Genomic DNA, 13,459 nt, shown 5'->3' with positions numbered 1-13,459 from the left:
GCCCGTACCTCGTTCCCGGCTTCCGGAGGTACCACGCGATGACCGACACCGCCCGCCCCGACCCGGACCCCGCCGCACCGGCCCGCTATCACGGTCGTGGGCCTCGCTGTTGCGGACCCGGGCCTGGGCGGTTCGGGCTCTACGAGCGCGAGGGGCTTCAGCGTACGACTTTGACACCGAAGTGCGTGCCGAGGCCGAGGGCGAGGCCGATGGCGCTGTGCATGTGCGCGTACATCTCCATGCCGCGGGCGGCGACGAGGGGGCCGAGGTCGAGGATGTCGCTCCAGCCGTACGCCTTGAGGAGGGTGGTGACGGTGTGTTTGGCGGTGGCGTCCTCGCCCGCGAGGAACATGCTGTGGTCGCCGTCGCCGATCGCGCCGGGGTCGACGACCGTCGCCTGTTCCTGGGTGACGAAGGACTTGACGACCCTGACGTCCGGCAGGGCGCGCTGGATCTGTTCGGCGAGGCTGTCGGTGTCGCAGGGGTCGAGCTTCGGCATGACGCCCCACGGGGTGGGCCAGGGGTGCTCCGTGGCGTGGTCGTAGAGGTAGGGGACGGCGTAGTCGACGAGGACCTTGCCGGTCAGGGCGTCGGCGATGCCGGTCAGCGCGTCGAGGGCGTGGTGGCCGTCGATGCCGTTGATGACGATCTCGTCGGCGGCGCCGGCCGCCTCGCCGAAGGGCAGCAAGGTGATGCCGGGGCGGTCGGCGAGGAACTGCCGGTAGGGCGGGTTGCCCATCATGTCCGGCTCGGTGCGGGCCAGCGTGGCCTCGGGGTCGCGGGTGCCGACGTACACCTGGTGGCCGAGTTCGGCGAGCTTGGCGGCGTGGGCGCGGCCACCGCCGCCGGTGCCGAGGACTGCGATCTTCATGAGGTAACTCCTTGCGAGGTGAGGTGAGGTGAGGTGAGAGTGGAACGGGCGGCCTTGCGCTACCGGGTCCGCTCGCCGTTGACCCGCCGGTCGATGTCGAGGGTGAGCCGCAGCGCGTCGAGCACGGAGGCCGGGGCGATCTCGTTGACGGCCTCGCCGCGCAGGCAGGCCAGCACGTGGTCGATCATCGCCGCGTACTGGTCGGCGGCCGGCAGCTCCAACTGCCGTGCGCCGTCGGCGGTGTACGCGGTGACGGTGCCGGACGGCTTGCCGTCGAAGTCCATCGTGGAGAGCGACTCCAGCACGCCCCCGGTGAAGGTGGCCGTGTAGCCGCCGCGCGCACCCCAGGCCATGGGCATCAGTGCCGAGACCGAGTCGCGGGCGAACGCGCCGTCGAACCGGAGCGTCGCCTCGATGGAGGCGCTGTCCTCGTCGCGGGCGTGGGCGGTCACGTCGATGCCGTGCGGCCTGCCGAGAGTACGGGTGATGATGTCCATGTCGCTGTGCATGGCCTCCAGCGGCAGGGTCCGCAGGCCCAGGCTGGCGCCTGGCCACAGGGGCGCGGTCAGGTTCCACAGCGTGAGCTGTTCCAGGCGCCCGTAGGTGTTCTCGCGCACGGCGTCGAACAGGGCCCGGTTGGCCGGGACGAACCGCTCGAACATGTCGACGAACACCTGCTTGCCGCTACGCTCGGCGGCCTCGACGACGCGCCGCGCGTCGGCCAGGTTGTCGGCCATCGGCAGCTCGACCAGCGCGTGCTTGCCGGCTTCCAGCGCCCGCAGCACATGCATGGCGTGCAGCGGGGTGGGCAGGCAGATGTCGACCAGGTCGAACGAGGCGTCCTCGAACGCCCGGTCCGGGTCGGTGGACGCCTCGAATCCGAACCGCCCCGCCGCCGCGGCGGTCTTCTCCCGGTCGCGGCCGAACACGACCACCTCGACGTCGCCCCGCGCCGCGTACACCGCGGCGTGCGCCTGCCCGAAGCCGGTGCCCAGCAGTGCGATCCTCACGCCGGCACCTGCCCGGCGGTCGGCATCGAGAACAAACCGAAGCGGTTGCCCCGCGGGTCGACGATCCGGGAGTAGACCAGGCCGTCGGGATTGGTGTCCGGGCCGAACTCGACCTTCGCCCCCAGCCCGACCGCCCTGGCGGTGGTGGCCGGCACGTCGGTGACGAGGAAGTCGGGCATCAGGTAGTCGACACCGTCCGCCCCGAGGTCGTACATGCCGCCCGACGGCCACCGGTTGCCGGTGAAGACGTTGTGGTACCGCTTGCCGCCCGCGGTGTCGTCGAACACGAACCGCCAGCCGAACGCCGCGGAGTAGAACTCCTCGGTGGCCTCGGAGTCGGTGGTGCCGACCTCGAACCAGGCGTACGAACCGGGCACCGGCCCGGCCGCCACCGGCTCGTCCTGCTCCCGGCCCGGCCCGTCCCCGACGATCGAGAACACGTTGCCCCGCGGATCGGCCATCCGGGCGGACCAAGTCCCGTCCGGGGCCCTGGTTTCCGGGACGACGACGCTCGCACCCAGCTTCTCCAGCCGCTCCCGGTCCGCGGCGACGTCCGCCGAGACCACGCAGACGCCCACCCGCTCCTCCGGGCCGTCGGCGTCCTCGTGGATCGCGCCCATCGGGACCGGCGTCCCCGGCGCCGTGATCCGCATGCAGGCGACCGCGCCGACCGACGAGTCCGGGTCGGCGGCGAAGCTCCAGCCGAGCAGCGCGCCGTAGAAGTCCCGGACGGCCTGGCCGTCGGCCGTGGCGATCTCGAACCGCACGACGTTCCCCGGGTCCATGAAACCCATGACCATTCCTCCTTCGACGAGGGGGACCTCCGGCAGGGGACGGCGCACCGTCGCGCACCTGCCGATCGTCACACCCCACGGATCACCCCGCGCGTCCGTCATCGGCGGGTATGTCCACCACGCTAGGAGTCTTTTAGGACAGCTCACGTCCTAGAACGATGGCAATCTGAACGGCATGACCCAGGACATGCCCGCCCGCATGCTGCGCCTGCTCTCCCTCCTCCAGACACGCCGCGAATGGTCCGGCGCCGAACTCGCCACCCGCCTCGGCGTCACCGGCCGCACCGTGCGCCGCGACATCGACCGCCTGCGCGAACTCGGCTACCCCGTCGAAGGCACCACCGGTCACGCCGGCGGCTACCGCCTCGCCGCCGGCACCGACCTGCCGCCCCTGCTCCTCGACGACGAGGAAGCCATCGCTGCCGCCGTCGCCCTGCGTACCGCCACCAGCGGCGTCACCGGCATCGAGGACACCGCCCTGCGCGCCCTCACCAAACTGGAACAGGTCTTCCCGGCCCGGCTGCGCCACCGGGTAGCGGCCCTCCAGGCCGTCACCGTGCCGCTCGCGCCGGGCGGCGGCCCCCGGGCCGACCCGGCCGCCCTCGCCACCCTGGCCGCCGCGTGCCGCGACCACGAGATCGTCACCTTCGACCACCGCGCCAAACACGCGACGGACGCCACCGCCCGCCGTGTCGAACCCCACGCCCTGGTCGCCGCGGGAAGCCGCTGGTACCTCGTCGCCTACGACCTCGGCAAGGACGCCTGGCGCACCTTCCGCGTCGACCGCCTCTCCGCCCCCGCGCCCACCGGACACCGCGTCCCGGCACGCGAACTGCCCGGCGGTGACCCGGCCGCGCACGTCGCCGCCACCATCGCCGCCGCCCCCGCCCGCTACACCGCCCGCGCCACCGTCCCCGAACCCGCCGAAACGGTCCGCGCCCGCACGGGCGCCCTCCCCGACCGCCTCCACGCCCTGGACGCCCACACCACCACCGTCGACCTCTCCGCCGACGACCCCCTCCACATCGCCGCACAACTCCTCACCCTGGGACCGACTGCCACCCTCCACGGGCCGAGCGAACTCGCCCCTCACATCGAGGAGCTGGGGCGACAACTGCTCCGGGCAGCCCGCGCACTCAGCGCAGCGGACGACAAGCAACCAGACCGGTGACCGAGCCCGACCACCCAGACCTCCACAATCGACCGACTCCCTTGACCTGCCGTCCGCTCAGCCGGCGCCGCAGCGCCTGCTGCACCGCATGGCCGAGGTCGAGGCCGCCTCCGGCCCGAATACGGACCAGAGCGATTTCCCGGCCCCGTCCGGTCCGTGTCCGGATGCCGGTGAAGTGCACCGGTCCGAAAAGGACGCCGACGCGGCGGCCTGTCCGCCGGCCCCGCAAACGCCCCGGGGCGAAAGCAGCAGCACCACGGCCGAAACTGACGGGCACGCAGCGCTGCGCAGCGCGGTCGCCGACCCGATCGCCCGCTTAGGCCGACCGGACCGTCACCACGACCTCGGCGTCACCTTCGGCGCGGGCTGGCAGCTGGCCACCTGGAACGCCCCGCAGGCGGGTGGTGCGCGGCTCCTGGTGCGCGCAGGTGTCCCGGTCGGCTGGACCACGCTGCTGCTGCAGGGCCCGGGAGGGCTGGGCGGCTGGATCGCCGTCGAGCACCAGGGTGCCGGCGAGGCTGGCCGGTTCGTGGTGGGGACCCTGGGCCGGCCCCAGACCTTCGCCACCCCCGACCTCGCCCTGGACGCATTCCACCGGCCCGGTTGGCGCCTGGCCGACGTCGACCCGCCCCGCACCCCGGCCACCGCCGCCCGCACGCCCGCGGTACCGATGCCCGACCTCACCCTGGGCCAGGCCACCGGCTGGACCGCGCCCACCGACCGGAGCCTGGGCGAGGCATGCCGCGACGACGCCCTCGGCGACGGCCTGGTCCACCTCACCTGGCCCACCGCCCCGAACGTCCAGGCCCTCAAACGGCGAGGCCGCCTGCTCGGCTGGACCGAGGTCTACGACGACAACAACTCCCGGATCGCCCTCATCAACGGCCACCCCGTCGCCGACGCCGCCGACGACCTCCCCCTGCTCTCCACCAACCCCACCGACGCCCTCACCCTGCTGCGCCTCACCGTTGCGCGGGACCTCGGCGGCATCGCGCCCGGCCGACTGCTCCCCCGTACCAAGGGGTGATCCCGCTCACGGACATTCCGGGAGGACAAGGCCCAAGACCTGGGCGAATCGGGCGGGACAACACGCTGGTCAAGGGGCCGGACAAGGGGGTCGGTCAGACCGCGGACAAGGGGGTGGCGTGCATCGTCGGCCGCACCCGGGGCGCTCGCTCGGATGCCGGGACGGCCACCGCGCCAGTCCCGGCCTGCTGCTGACGGAAGGTCAACTCGATGTCCACCACCTCGCTCGCCGCGCCCGACCCGGACGACGGCGACCAGGCTGCCGACCACAACCAGGTCGACCGGTCGGCGAAGGCCTCGCCCGGCCGGGACAAGGGCCCCGGCGCCGCCTCCGCGGGTACCTCCGCCGGCACCTCCGTGCCCTCGGCGGCCGACCGGGCCGTTTCTGCAGGCCAGCCGCCCCGGACAAGGGGCCGAAGCCGTGGCGACAACCCTCTTCCTGCCGCTGCCGAGGTGTGGTGGAAGGCGGACTCGGCGGAACCGGTGCGGCGTGGGGTTTTGGTGTCGCTCGGCCTGTTCCAGCGCGCCACCGCTCGTGAGCTCTGGCATCTGGTCCTGCCGGGACAGCACAACGACAAGGCCACCCGCGACGCCCTGGCCGACCTGGAGGCCGCCGGGAGGGTGAGGGAGGAGCTGCGGCTGCCGGACAACCGGAAGCTGTGGACCCTGACCGCGGCCGGGCGCCGTCCGGCTGCTCCCGGCCGGGGCGAAGCTGTCCAAGCTGCGCACCGAGCGCGACGGCCGGGCAGGTGCTCGGGATGGTCCGCTCGGAGATAGGCTCGACGGCCCGGGGTGCCGGGTGCTCCGGTGCCCAGCACGCGATGGCCGTTAACGAGACGATCGCCGCGTTCGTGCGCGGCGGCCGCGCACCGGGGGCCGCGGGCGGGGTCGGCACGGTGCGGTCCTGGTCGACCGAGACCGAATTCCTGCTGCCGGGCGGGCGGCGCAAGGTGCGCCCGGACGGTGTGGGGCAGGCCCCGGAGATCGGGGTGCCGGTGCTGATGGTGGAGGTCGACCGCTCGACCATGGCCCCGGCCGACGTCGCCGCGAAGTTCCCCCCGTACCGCGAGCTGTTCCGCACCAGGGTCCGCGACAACGATCCGGCTCTCGCCGACCGGGAGTCGGCGGAGCGGGCGGTGCACTGCTGGCGCGGCCGATGGCGCAGGGAGGTCCGCGACTACAACGACGACGGGTGGCGCGAGTGCGACGACGCCGTGCCCGTCGTCGCGACCACCCTGGAGCTGCTGGCCGGGCACGGACTACTCGGGCCGGTGTGGTGGCGCTTCGGCCGCTCGGGCCGGCACTCCCTCATCGAGGCGCTGGAGAACCCGAACAACCGGGCCGCCTACGACCAGTACCCTTGCCGCGTCCACGAAACCCACCCCTCGCCGCCGAGATCTTCTGGCAGGCAGTCAAGTCCGCTGAGAATTCGGCAGATAGAAGAACGGACACGGTTCACTCCAACGAGTCTGCGACCTCGCTTGCTGCGCTTCGACTAGCGGGCGCTGTCTACCGGGAGGGCTTGGCGACGACTTCCGGCGGGACCACGGCGACGCCATGCTGGCGCCGGAGCGGCTGGCGAAAGACGGCCCGATGGGCTCCGCCTGGTGGGCGATACGGTCGATCAACGGCGGGTGGCCAGGCGGGGGTCCCTAGGCGGCGGGTGATTCTGTCGTCGGTGATGACAAGGATGTCGTCGTCTTCGTGGCCGGCGCAGTCCGGTCAGTAGTCCTCCGGAGCGGGTAGGCCGGCCTCGTGCGGGTCAGGTGCGAGCAGAAGCCCGAGCGCCCGGACGCACGCTGTGCCGCGCTCTTCCACGGTCAGCTGCTTGCAGGCCCTGTAAGACGACGTCGGTCGGGTGGCCGAACACCTGCTGGTAGACCGTCGCCATGCGGTTGAACGCGGCGGCGTCGGGACGGGTGTACGACAGCAGCTCGTCCGGGAACCCGCCGTAGATCTCGCTCATGATCAGGCACACCCGGCCGGCCAGGCACTCGTCGATCGCCGCGTCGTACAACGAGGCCACCACGGCAACATCCGCCCGCTTCTCGGCATCGTCGGGTGGGACCGAGCACCTCCGAACCCCGTCCCGACTGTGGTTGCGCGCGTGGTCCGTCTGCGTCCCGCATTCCCCTCGGCTCGAAGCCTGGCGCAAAGCCTTCCATCAACTGCCCCTTCTCCGTGGTGCCTTCCGGGAAAATCCACCCGGCGGGGGACGAGGCGGTCGATCATCGCGGCCGCGACGTCGTCGGCGGCTCTCTTGCGGCCTCAGCCCCCGGCTCGTCCGATCAGCTGGTGCAGGCCCACGACGCTCGCGCCGGCGGCGGTCAGCCCGGCCAGCGCCGCGCCGGGCGTCGACCGGGTGCCGAGGTAAGTCAGCCCGCCGGCGACCAGCCCGATGACGGCTGCCGTCAGGAGGATGATGGCGGTGCGGACCGTCAGGAGCGGTTCGGTTTCGGACTGGTTCGGCGGGGTCGGAGTGGGCGAACTCATCTTCTCCTCCACGGAGCTGTCGGTGGTTCAGACGCCGCTCGTAGGTCTCGCCGGAGCCGGTACCCCACGGACGAGTTTCCCCGCGACCGCTCTAAAAGATCTTGGAAAAGGTCCGTGGGGTACACGGGGGAGGGCCACCTACAAGGGGGCGGACATGCACCGGAGGTGAAGGGAGTAGGCCGGAGGCCGACGCTCGACCCCGCGCCTCTGGGTGGGCGGGAGACGACCGGAAGGGGAGGCGATGCAGGGCGACGACGCGGGCCGGCAGGTCGCGGCCACGGCGCGCGCCCGGGACCTACAACCCGCAGGTCAACCGAGCAGAAACGGCCTCGCCGCGCCGGTGCCGGCAGAGGTCTTACTCGCCGAGGAGTCCCGCCCCGACCCGGAGGCCCGCCGGCTGCAGGAGAGCATCGACCGGCGGATGGCCGACCAGCGCATCGTTCAGCTGCTCGCGGGGGACGGCTTCGCGGGCAGGCGGTACGACCGGTTCGTCGAGGAGCTCGTCCGGTACGGCATCGCGGTGCTGAAGGCGTGGATGCACTCGGGGTACATCTTCAAGCTCGTCGCGGCCCGCGGGTACGGCCTCAAGGCCCACGAACGGGAGCTGGAGCAGCTGCACCTCGACAACGACCTCCGGGAGGAGCTGGCCACCATGACCATCGCCTGCGCGCTGCCCCGCTTCCGCGAGCAGGCGTTCGTCGAGGGCGGCTGGCGGTTCGAGGGCGGCGCCAGCATCACCACCTACTTCATGGGGGCCTGTGCCTACGACTTCCCGAACGAGTTCCGGCGTTGGCGGGCCAGCGAGGGGAGGCAGTCTCGGGCCCTGCGGCGCCAGGAGGCCGTCACCCAGGAGCCAGTCCGCGCCCTGAGCGTCGCCGACGAGGTGCTGGGCAACCTGCGAGTGGTCGCGGATCTGGAGGACATCGACGACCCCCGGACCAGGGCGGCGGTGGCCATGGTCATCGACGGCTACTCGCAGGAGGAGATCCGCGAGGTCCTGGGCGCCGCGACCGTACGGGTCGTCGAGGGGCTGCTCTACCGGTGGCGCTGGCGCGCCAAGGCCAAGCAGAGCAAGGAGCCGGACCGTGACTGACGACCAGGACTTCGACGCCCTGCTCGAACGATCCTCTCTCGGTTCCCCCGGAGCCCGCCGACTGCGTGCGAGCACCCTCCCGGCGCGCGCCGCCGTCGTGCGTCGGATCACCGAGCTGCGCAACATCATCGCCCACGCGGACCGCGCCGCCACCCGCGAGAACGCGCTGCAGGAGCTGACGGAACTGCTGCATTCTCTGGAGGGCTCCACCGCAGCGAACGCCTTCATACGCGCCGCCGAGCTTCTCCGCGATTGGGGTATCGACCCCCACCAGCCGGAACGCTCCAAGGCCACGCCCGCCGAGCCGGGACCTATCACTTCTGTGTCGATCGAGACGGAGCTTCGTGGACTGCCGCGGAGAGCGGAGATCCACGTCAAGCCTGCCGAGGGGAACGGTCAGCAATCGGACCCGGTAATGCAGGAATCCGCCGCCGTCGAGCAGCTGCAGGTCGACTTCGCGGCGTTCTTCACCAGTGAGCACCCGGCCTGGCTGCGCTACGCCCACCAGCGGCTGGGCCACCGCGCAGACGCGGAGGATGCGGTGCAGAACGCGGGGTTGGTGCTGTACCGCCGCTGGGCCCGGGCACTGTCCAGCCAGGATCTGCGCGCGTTCGCATTCGACGTGGTCAAGGAAGCGGTGCACGACGTGCTGCGTCAGCACGCCAGGATCCGGCGGAACCTGGTCGACCTGGGCCTGGAGCCAATCAGCGAGTTGCCGGGCCAGGAGTCCACCGAGATCGACCAGTTCGCCAAGCGTGACCTGCTCGCGCGCGCGATGGCGCGCCTGGCCGAGCACTCCCCGATTCAGGCCGAGGTGGTGAGACTGCGCCAGACCCATGAGTCGTACCACGACATTGCCGAGCTCCTCGGCATCACCCAGACCACTGCGCGCACCTATTACAGCCTGGGCTGCCGTTCGCTCGAGCACCTTCTTCTCTCCGACGATGCATGAACAACGACGAGGTGGACGTCGACCAACTCCTTCAGCAGGAGGCTGAAGAGATCGAGCGGGAGTGCCTGGACCATGATCCGGTGGCGCGCCCGACGGACGGCCGGCACTGCTCCCTCGCGCGGTACGGTCGGGCAGACCAGGTCCGCGCCGGGCGCGGTGGACTCCGCCTCAGGCGCAACCGGTCGGCCCGGGGCGGGCCGAGGCATCATCCCGCCCGTCGTCCAGGCGGGGCTGTGGCCGTGTTGGACGTGTCGGGGTTCGATCGGGGGGACGGCGGGCTCGGAGCTGGCGCCGCAGGAGAAGGTGCGGCCGGGCCGGTTGGAGTGCCCCGAGTGCGTGCAGGCCCGCGCCGCAGAGGACTTAGGCCTGCTGGTGCTGCCGGTCCCGACCAAGTGCGGGCTGGTGGCCGCGCTGGTCTCCGCTCCGGACGATCCGTGGTGGGAGGACCGCGTGTTGCACCCAAAGCTCTACCCGGCGAGGGGCCGCCGGGTGTGACCTGTTGGTGGTGGTGGGCGCGAAATGGCCTCTCTCGCTTGGTTGTCTGGACCTTTAGTGTGCCTGTCGGGGGTGTCTGGCGGGTGGTGTTGGCTGGGCGGGGTTGGTGACTGTGTGTGGTGGTTGGTGGGGTCGGGGGGCGGGTCGGCCGCTGGCGGGGCCGGTGAGGTGTTGTTGGGTGTGTATTCCGGGGCGAATTCCGCCGGTAATTCCGTATGGATGTTTTGGCGGATCGGCTTCCGGTGGTGTTCTGAATTCGAGTCGGAATTGCGGTGGCGGGGGTCGGTGTTCGGTTTGGTGGGGCCAGGTTGGGTACCGCGTCGTCCGGGCCTGTTGCGCTTTGCTCGGTCGCCGTTGTCCAGGCTGGGCCCGCCGTCCCCCGGTGGCTGTGCCTGAGCCCGCCTCGCTGTGCCGCCGTCCCGGGCCTGTTGTGTCCTGGCTGGTGCTGCGGCGCCATCCGGGGCCGTTCGTCGTCCCGCTGCGCTGCCGTCCGGGCCTGCTGGGCACCGCCGGGCGGCCGCCGTTTGCCCGCTACTCCTTAACGATCAGGCCCACCAGGATCAGCACCCCGGAGACGGCGGCGCCGATCCGCTGGCGGCGGCTCCAGTTGTCCCAGCCGCGCACGCCCTTCGAGGCGACGAGCAGGCCCACCATGCCCGACAGGAACACCAAGAAGCCGATCAGATGCCTCATCGCACTCCCCCCTCCCCGTGGCCGCCGGATCTGCGACCGGTGTCGACTCCGACAGTCCCGCGGCGCAGCGTACCGCCGCCCCGCCCCTGACGTGTCGCGTGCTGTGAGGGCGCGGTAGCGGCTCGGTCAGGACCCGTCGCGCGCCTGCGTGTCGGCACGTGGCAGCATCTCGCCATGACCGCTCGCTCCAGACATTTTACCGTCGGCCGCACCGTCTTTCTTGGGTATGCCGTGTTGCTCATCGTGCTCGGGGTCTGGACGACGGTGCAGCCCTGGGCCGATCCTTTGTCTGGCTCCGGTGAGTTGCCTGCGGTCGGCTTTGCGGTGGCGTCTGCACCGGCGGCGCTTCCGCTGGTCGCGACCGGTGTTGGCGGGACGCTGAGCGACCCGGCCTTCAACGCCCTGGTCGTCCTCGTCGCACTCGCCGAGGTTGCCGTTCTGCGCTGGACGCTACGGCGCCGCGCGTCGAAGGGGCAGGCGGCTGACTGAGCGTCTGGCTCGGCGTCCTGGGCGTCGTCCTCGTCGGTGACCACCAGGACGTCGTCGTCCCGGTCGCCGTCGTTCAGTGGGCCGCCGGCCCCGGCTGTTGCTCGGCGTTGTCCCGGCCGTGTCGCCCGCCGTTGACGGGGCCGCCGGCTGCGCCCGGTCGTCGTCGATGCCGACGGCGGTCAGGTGCCGTCCGGGGTGGTCGGCTCGCCGTCGTCCTGCCGCGTTTTTGTCCTGTCCCCCGTCCGGCCTGGTCGCCGGCGCGTGGGTGCCTGGTGTGCGCTGGAGGGATGGTGGGGTGGCGGGCGTTGTCGGGTCTGCCATGTGCGGCTGTTCGGTCCGGGCCTGTTCATGAGAGGTGCGCTATGACCCCTGTCCGTCCCCACGTGCGTGTCCGAGTTCTTGCCTGCCGGGTGCTGGCGCTTCTCGTCGTCACCGGCGTCGGCGCGATCGTCGGTGCGGGCCCGGTCCATGCCGCGCCGCAGCATGACACCGTGGCCGAGTCCCTGAACGACGGCGGGAGCCATGCCCAGGAGTGGATCACCGTCATGTCCTGTGCGTACTTCGTTGACCCGGTGACGGGCGCCGTGGGTCAGCTTCTCGGAGGCGGGGAGGATATGGCCTGCTCACCCAATTCCGAGCGTCTCGCCTGAGCCAAGCCGGACCGTCGTTGTCCCGGTCGCCGTCGCCCGCCTCCGGTTCCGCCGCCGGCCCCGGCGGTTGCCCGTCGTCGCCCCTGCGGCCGCCGACCGCGCAGCCAGCCGCACCTCGTCCTCGTTCCGTCGCCGGGCCTGGTCCGCCGTCGTCGCCGCGCTTCGGGGGCGGCGGCTGCGCCCGATCGAGGCCCTGGTCGGCGTTCTGGTCCCTGGTGGTGGCTTCGGTGCTGGGTGTTTGTGCTGGTCAGGGTGGTGTCAGGGACTGAAGTGACCGAGGTTGGGAGTTGGGGCCGCCGGCCGTCCCCGCCCGCCCGCCGCTCCTCGCCGCCGTCGTCCCGGTGGCCGCGCCCCGCCCCCGGTGGTGCTGTCGCACCCCCTGTCTCGTCGGGTGCTGTCGTGTCCTGTGACGTGGCCGGATACCCGGGATCCCTTTTGTGTGGAACGAACGCGACAGTAGGGCGGGACAGGAGGCCGGCCACCGCCGTCCCGCCGCGCTCGAGCGCCCGCCACCGCCCCGCCACCGCCTCGCCCCGGGGGCCGCAGGCCCCGTTCCGCCTGCTCACCCGGGCCCGGCCACGTTCCCCCGCCCGGGGGCGCCGCAGGCGACACCCCCACCCCCGCCAAGGGGCCGCCAGGCCCCGGCCCCGCCGAAGGTCCTCCCCGTTTTCCCCGTATTCGTGTGGTGCTGCGCCGGGTCGGCAGGGGCGCCGGTTCAGTGCTCACCTGGCCCGTTATGAAGCAGGGCCATAGGCCCGTTTGTGATGGATTCTCAGGGTGCTTTCATGGCGTGTTTTCCACTGTGTTCTCCGGCCTATTCATGATGTCGACGGCAGGTGATATCAGGTCGGGCGGACAGGCCTCTTCAAGGTGACGAGATGGCGTGTTTCCAGTGCGGGACTTCAGGTGACGTCATGACGCGTTTCCAGAGATTCCCCGGAGCGGATGTCGTGTGTCACCGTGCGTCACTCGTGCTCGTTTATGCGGACGCTGTCCATAGCCCGTCGCTGCTCCGTGACGGGGTGTTGGCAGGGCCGGGCCACACCGGGGCCCGATGGTGTTCTCCGGCTGTGGAAGGTGCGGCCCCTGGGCGTTTCCCCGAGGTGGCCCCGCCGTGGTGTGCGGAGGGTTTCCAGGGGCGGGCCGCAGGCCCGTGCAGCACGTCTCGGGGGCCGGGGACGACGCCGCCCCGCCCTATCCGTGCGGGCCCCACAGACGGAGCCGAGTGCCCGACACCTCTTGCATCTTTGACGTCGGGGCGCCGCAGGCGCCTGAAGGCCTGGTCAAAGGCCGTCACCCGGGGCTGCGCCCCGCCCGGCCCCGCCCCGGCCAGGCCAGGCGATGGCCTGCGGCCCCCCCGGGGGGGCGAGGACGTCGGCAGGGGCCGCCGGCCACCTCCGCGACGTCTCCGGGGCGCAGCCCCGGGTGCCCCGCTGGAGGCCGCTCCCTCCGGGGCCCGACGCAGCCACAAGGAATTCACGTCAAATCGTGAACGGTGCCGCGCCGGATATCGCCCGCCCCGTCAGGGGAGGGCCCTCTATCGGAATTTCGCGTCACATCGTCAACGGCTCCGGGGCCGACCGGAGGGAGGGCCATCTACCCGAAATTCGCGTCACATCGTCAACGCCGATCATGGCGGGCCGGAGGCCCGTGCCAGACAACCCCTTACATGAGGCCCCGCCCGGCTGTCTCTTCTACACATCTTCCGCTTCCTCCGACTCT

General features: G+C 71.8%; 15 protein-coding genes. 9 read left to right on the top strand and 6 right to left on the bottom strand.

Features of this window, described 5'->3' with window-relative positions; genetic code table 11:
- Window positions 1-157 precede the first annotated feature (157 nt).
- From ACFV4G_RS33115 to ACFV4G_RS33105, 3 genes are read right to left on the bottom strand one after another with little or no spacing between them, the layout of a single operon-like run.
- A complete protein-coding gene (locus ACFV4G_RS33115) occupies window positions 158-871 on the bottom strand; it encodes an NADPH-dependent F420 reductase (protein ID WP_380445875.1) in 714 nt (237 codons plus the stop codon).
- A 59-nt stretch (window positions 872-930) separates the two neighbouring features.
- A complete protein-coding gene (locus tag ACFV4G_RS33110; protein ID WP_380445874.1) occupies window positions 931-1,881 on the bottom strand; it encodes a Gfo/Idh/MocA family protein in 951 nt (316 codons plus the stop codon).
- Window positions 1,878-2,675: a VOC family protein gene (locus ACFV4G_RS33105; RefSeq protein WP_380445873.1), complete on the bottom strand. Its 798-nt coding sequence runs from the start codon at window positions 2,673-2,675 to the stop codon at window positions 1,878-1,880. Before ACFV4G_RS33105 ends, ACFV4G_RS33110 begins: the two co-directional genes overlap by 4 nt.
- A gap of 175 nt (window positions 2,676-2,850) precedes the next feature.
- Here ACFV4G_RS33105 and ACFV4G_RS33100 point away from each other — a divergent pair, with 175 nt between their 5' ends.
- From ACFV4G_RS33100 to ACFV4G_RS33085, 4 genes are all read left to right on the top strand, one after another.
- Window positions 2,851-3,846, top strand: coding sequence for a helix-turn-helix transcriptional regulator (locus tag ACFV4G_RS33100; protein ID WP_380445872.1), 996 nt, complete (start codon window positions 2,851-2,853; stop codon window positions 3,844-3,846).
- Window positions 3,847-4,021: 175 nt separating this feature from the next.
- Window positions 4,022-4,873, top strand: coding sequence for a hypothetical protein (locus ACFV4G_RS33095; protein WP_380445871.1), 852 nt, complete (start codon window positions 4,022-4,024; stop codon window positions 4,871-4,873).
- A gap of 209 nt (window positions 4,874-5,082) precedes the next feature.
- On the top strand, window positions 5,083-5,649 hold the full coding sequence (locus ACFV4G_RS33090; RefSeq protein WP_380445870.1) for a hypothetical protein: 567 nt from the start codon (window positions 5,083-5,085) through the stop codon (window positions 5,647-5,649).
- 44 nt (window positions 5,650-5,693) lie between these two features.
- Window positions 5,694-6,371 carry a replication-relaxation family protein gene (locus ACFV4G_RS33085; protein ID WP_380445869.1) on the top strand — a complete coding sequence of 226 codons (678 nt, stop codon included), beginning with the start codon at window positions 5,694-5,696 and terminating at the stop codon, window positions 6,369-6,371.
- A gap of 263 nt (window positions 6,372-6,634) precedes the next feature.
- Here ACFV4G_RS33085 and ACFV4G_RS33080 read toward each other — a convergent pair whose 3' ends face one another.
- Window positions 6,635-6,901 (bottom strand): hypothetical protein, encoded by a 267-nt coding sequence (locus tag ACFV4G_RS33080; protein ID WP_380445868.1) that lies wholly within the window; start codon window positions 6,899-6,901, stop codon window positions 6,635-6,637.
- Between the two features lie 239 nt (window positions 6,902-7,140).
- Window positions 7,141-7,365: a hypothetical protein gene (locus tag ACFV4G_RS33075; protein ID WP_380445867.1), complete on the bottom strand. Its 225-nt coding sequence runs from the start codon at window positions 7,363-7,365 to the stop codon at window positions 7,141-7,143.
- Between the two features lie 241 nt (window positions 7,366-7,606).
- On the opposite strand from ACFV4G_RS33075, the gene ACFV4G_RS33070 reads away from it, so the two are divergent.
- From ACFV4G_RS33070 to ACFV4G_RS33060, 3 genes are all read left to right on the top strand, one after another.
- Window positions 7,607-8,458: a hypothetical protein gene (locus ACFV4G_RS33070; RefSeq protein ID WP_380445866.1), complete on the top strand. Its 852-nt coding sequence runs from the start codon at window positions 7,607-7,609 to the stop codon at window positions 8,456-8,458.
- Window positions 8,451-9,410, top strand: a complete 960-nt coding sequence (locus ACFV4G_RS33065; protein WP_380445865.1) for an RNA polymerase sigma factor — start codon at window positions 8,451-8,453, stop codon at window positions 9,408-9,410. The genes ACFV4G_RS33070 and ACFV4G_RS33065 overlap by 8 nt, the downstream gene beginning before the upstream one ends.
- Before the next feature lie 318 nt (window positions 9,411-9,728).
- On the top strand, window positions 9,729-9,905 hold the full coding sequence (locus tag ACFV4G_RS33060; RefSeq protein WP_380445864.1) for a hypothetical protein: 177 nt from the start codon (window positions 9,729-9,731) through the stop codon (window positions 9,903-9,905).
- Window positions 9,906-10,436: 531 nt separating this feature from the next.
- Here ACFV4G_RS33060 and ACFV4G_RS33055 read toward each other — a convergent pair.
- A complete protein-coding gene (locus tag ACFV4G_RS33055) occupies window positions 10,437-10,598 on the bottom strand; it encodes a hypothetical protein (protein ID WP_380445863.1) in 162 nt (53 codons plus the stop codon).
- A gap of 174 nt (window positions 10,599-10,772) precedes the next feature.
- On the opposite strand from ACFV4G_RS33055, the gene ACFV4G_RS33050 reads away from it, so the two are divergent.
- The gene (locus ACFV4G_RS33050; protein WP_380445862.1) at window positions 10,773-11,087 is read left to right on the top strand and encodes a hypothetical protein; all 315 of its coding nucleotides are present in this window, start codon (window positions 10,773-10,775) and stop codon (window positions 11,085-11,087) included.
- Window positions 11,088-11,449: 362 nt separating this feature from the next.
- Entirely contained in the window at window positions 11,450-11,737 is a 288-nt protein-coding gene (locus ACFV4G_RS33045) for a hypothetical protein (RefSeq protein WP_380445861.1), read from the top strand.
- The last annotated feature ends 1,722 nt before the right edge of the window (window positions 11,738-13,459 follow it).

Source organism: Kitasatospora sp. NPDC059747 (assembly GCF_042732955.1).
GTDB lineage: Bacteria > Actinomycetota > Actinomycetes > Streptomycetales > Streptomycetaceae > Kitasatospora.
Note: the sequence above shows the minus strand (reverse complement) of the source record. Positions and strands in the feature narration are given on the sequence as shown.

What these genes read in the sequence shown, in the direction of transcription:
- ACFV4G_RS33115 (WP_380445875.1), bottom strand. Translation starts at nt 871, where the DNA reads ATGAAGATCGCAGTCCTCGGCACCGGCGGCGGTGGCCGCGCCCACGCC.
- ACFV4G_RS33105 (WP_380445873.1), bottom strand. Translation starts at nt 2,675, where the DNA reads ATGGGTTTCATGGACCCGGGGAACGTCGTGCGGTTCGAGATCGCCACG.
- ACFV4G_RS33100 (WP_380445872.1), top strand. Translation starts at nt 2,851, where the DNA reads ATGACCCAGGACATGCCCGCCCGCATGCTGCGCCTGCTCTCCCTCCTC.
- ACFV4G_RS33090 (WP_380445870.1), top strand. Translation starts at nt 5,083, where the DNA reads ATGTCCACCACCTCGCTCGCCGCGCCCGACCCGGACGACGGCGACCAG.
- ACFV4G_RS33085 (WP_380445869.1), top strand. Translation starts at nt 5,694, where the DNA reads ATGGCCGTTAACGAGACGATCGCCGCGTTCGTGCGCGGCGGCCGCGCA.
- ACFV4G_RS33075 (WP_380445867.1), bottom strand. Translation starts at nt 7,365, where the DNA reads ATGAGTTCGCCCACTCCGACCCCGCCGAACCAGTCCGAAACCGAACCG.
- ACFV4G_RS33070 (WP_380445866.1), top strand. Translation starts at nt 7,607, where the DNA reads ATGCAGGGCGACGACGCGGGCCGGCAGGTCGCGGCCACGGCGCGCGCC.
- ACFV4G_RS33055 (WP_380445863.1), bottom strand. Translation starts at nt 10,598, where the DNA reads ATGAGGCATCTGATCGGCTTCTTGGTGTTCCTGTCGGGCATGGTGGGC.
- ACFV4G_RS33050 (WP_380445862.1), top strand. Translation starts at nt 10,773, where the DNA reads ATGACCGCTCGCTCCAGACATTTTACCGTCGGCCGCACCGTCTTTCTT.
- ACFV4G_RS33045 (WP_380445861.1), top strand. Translation starts at nt 11,450, where the DNA reads ATGACCCCTGTCCGTCCCCACGTGCGTGTCCGAGTTCTTGCCTGCCGG.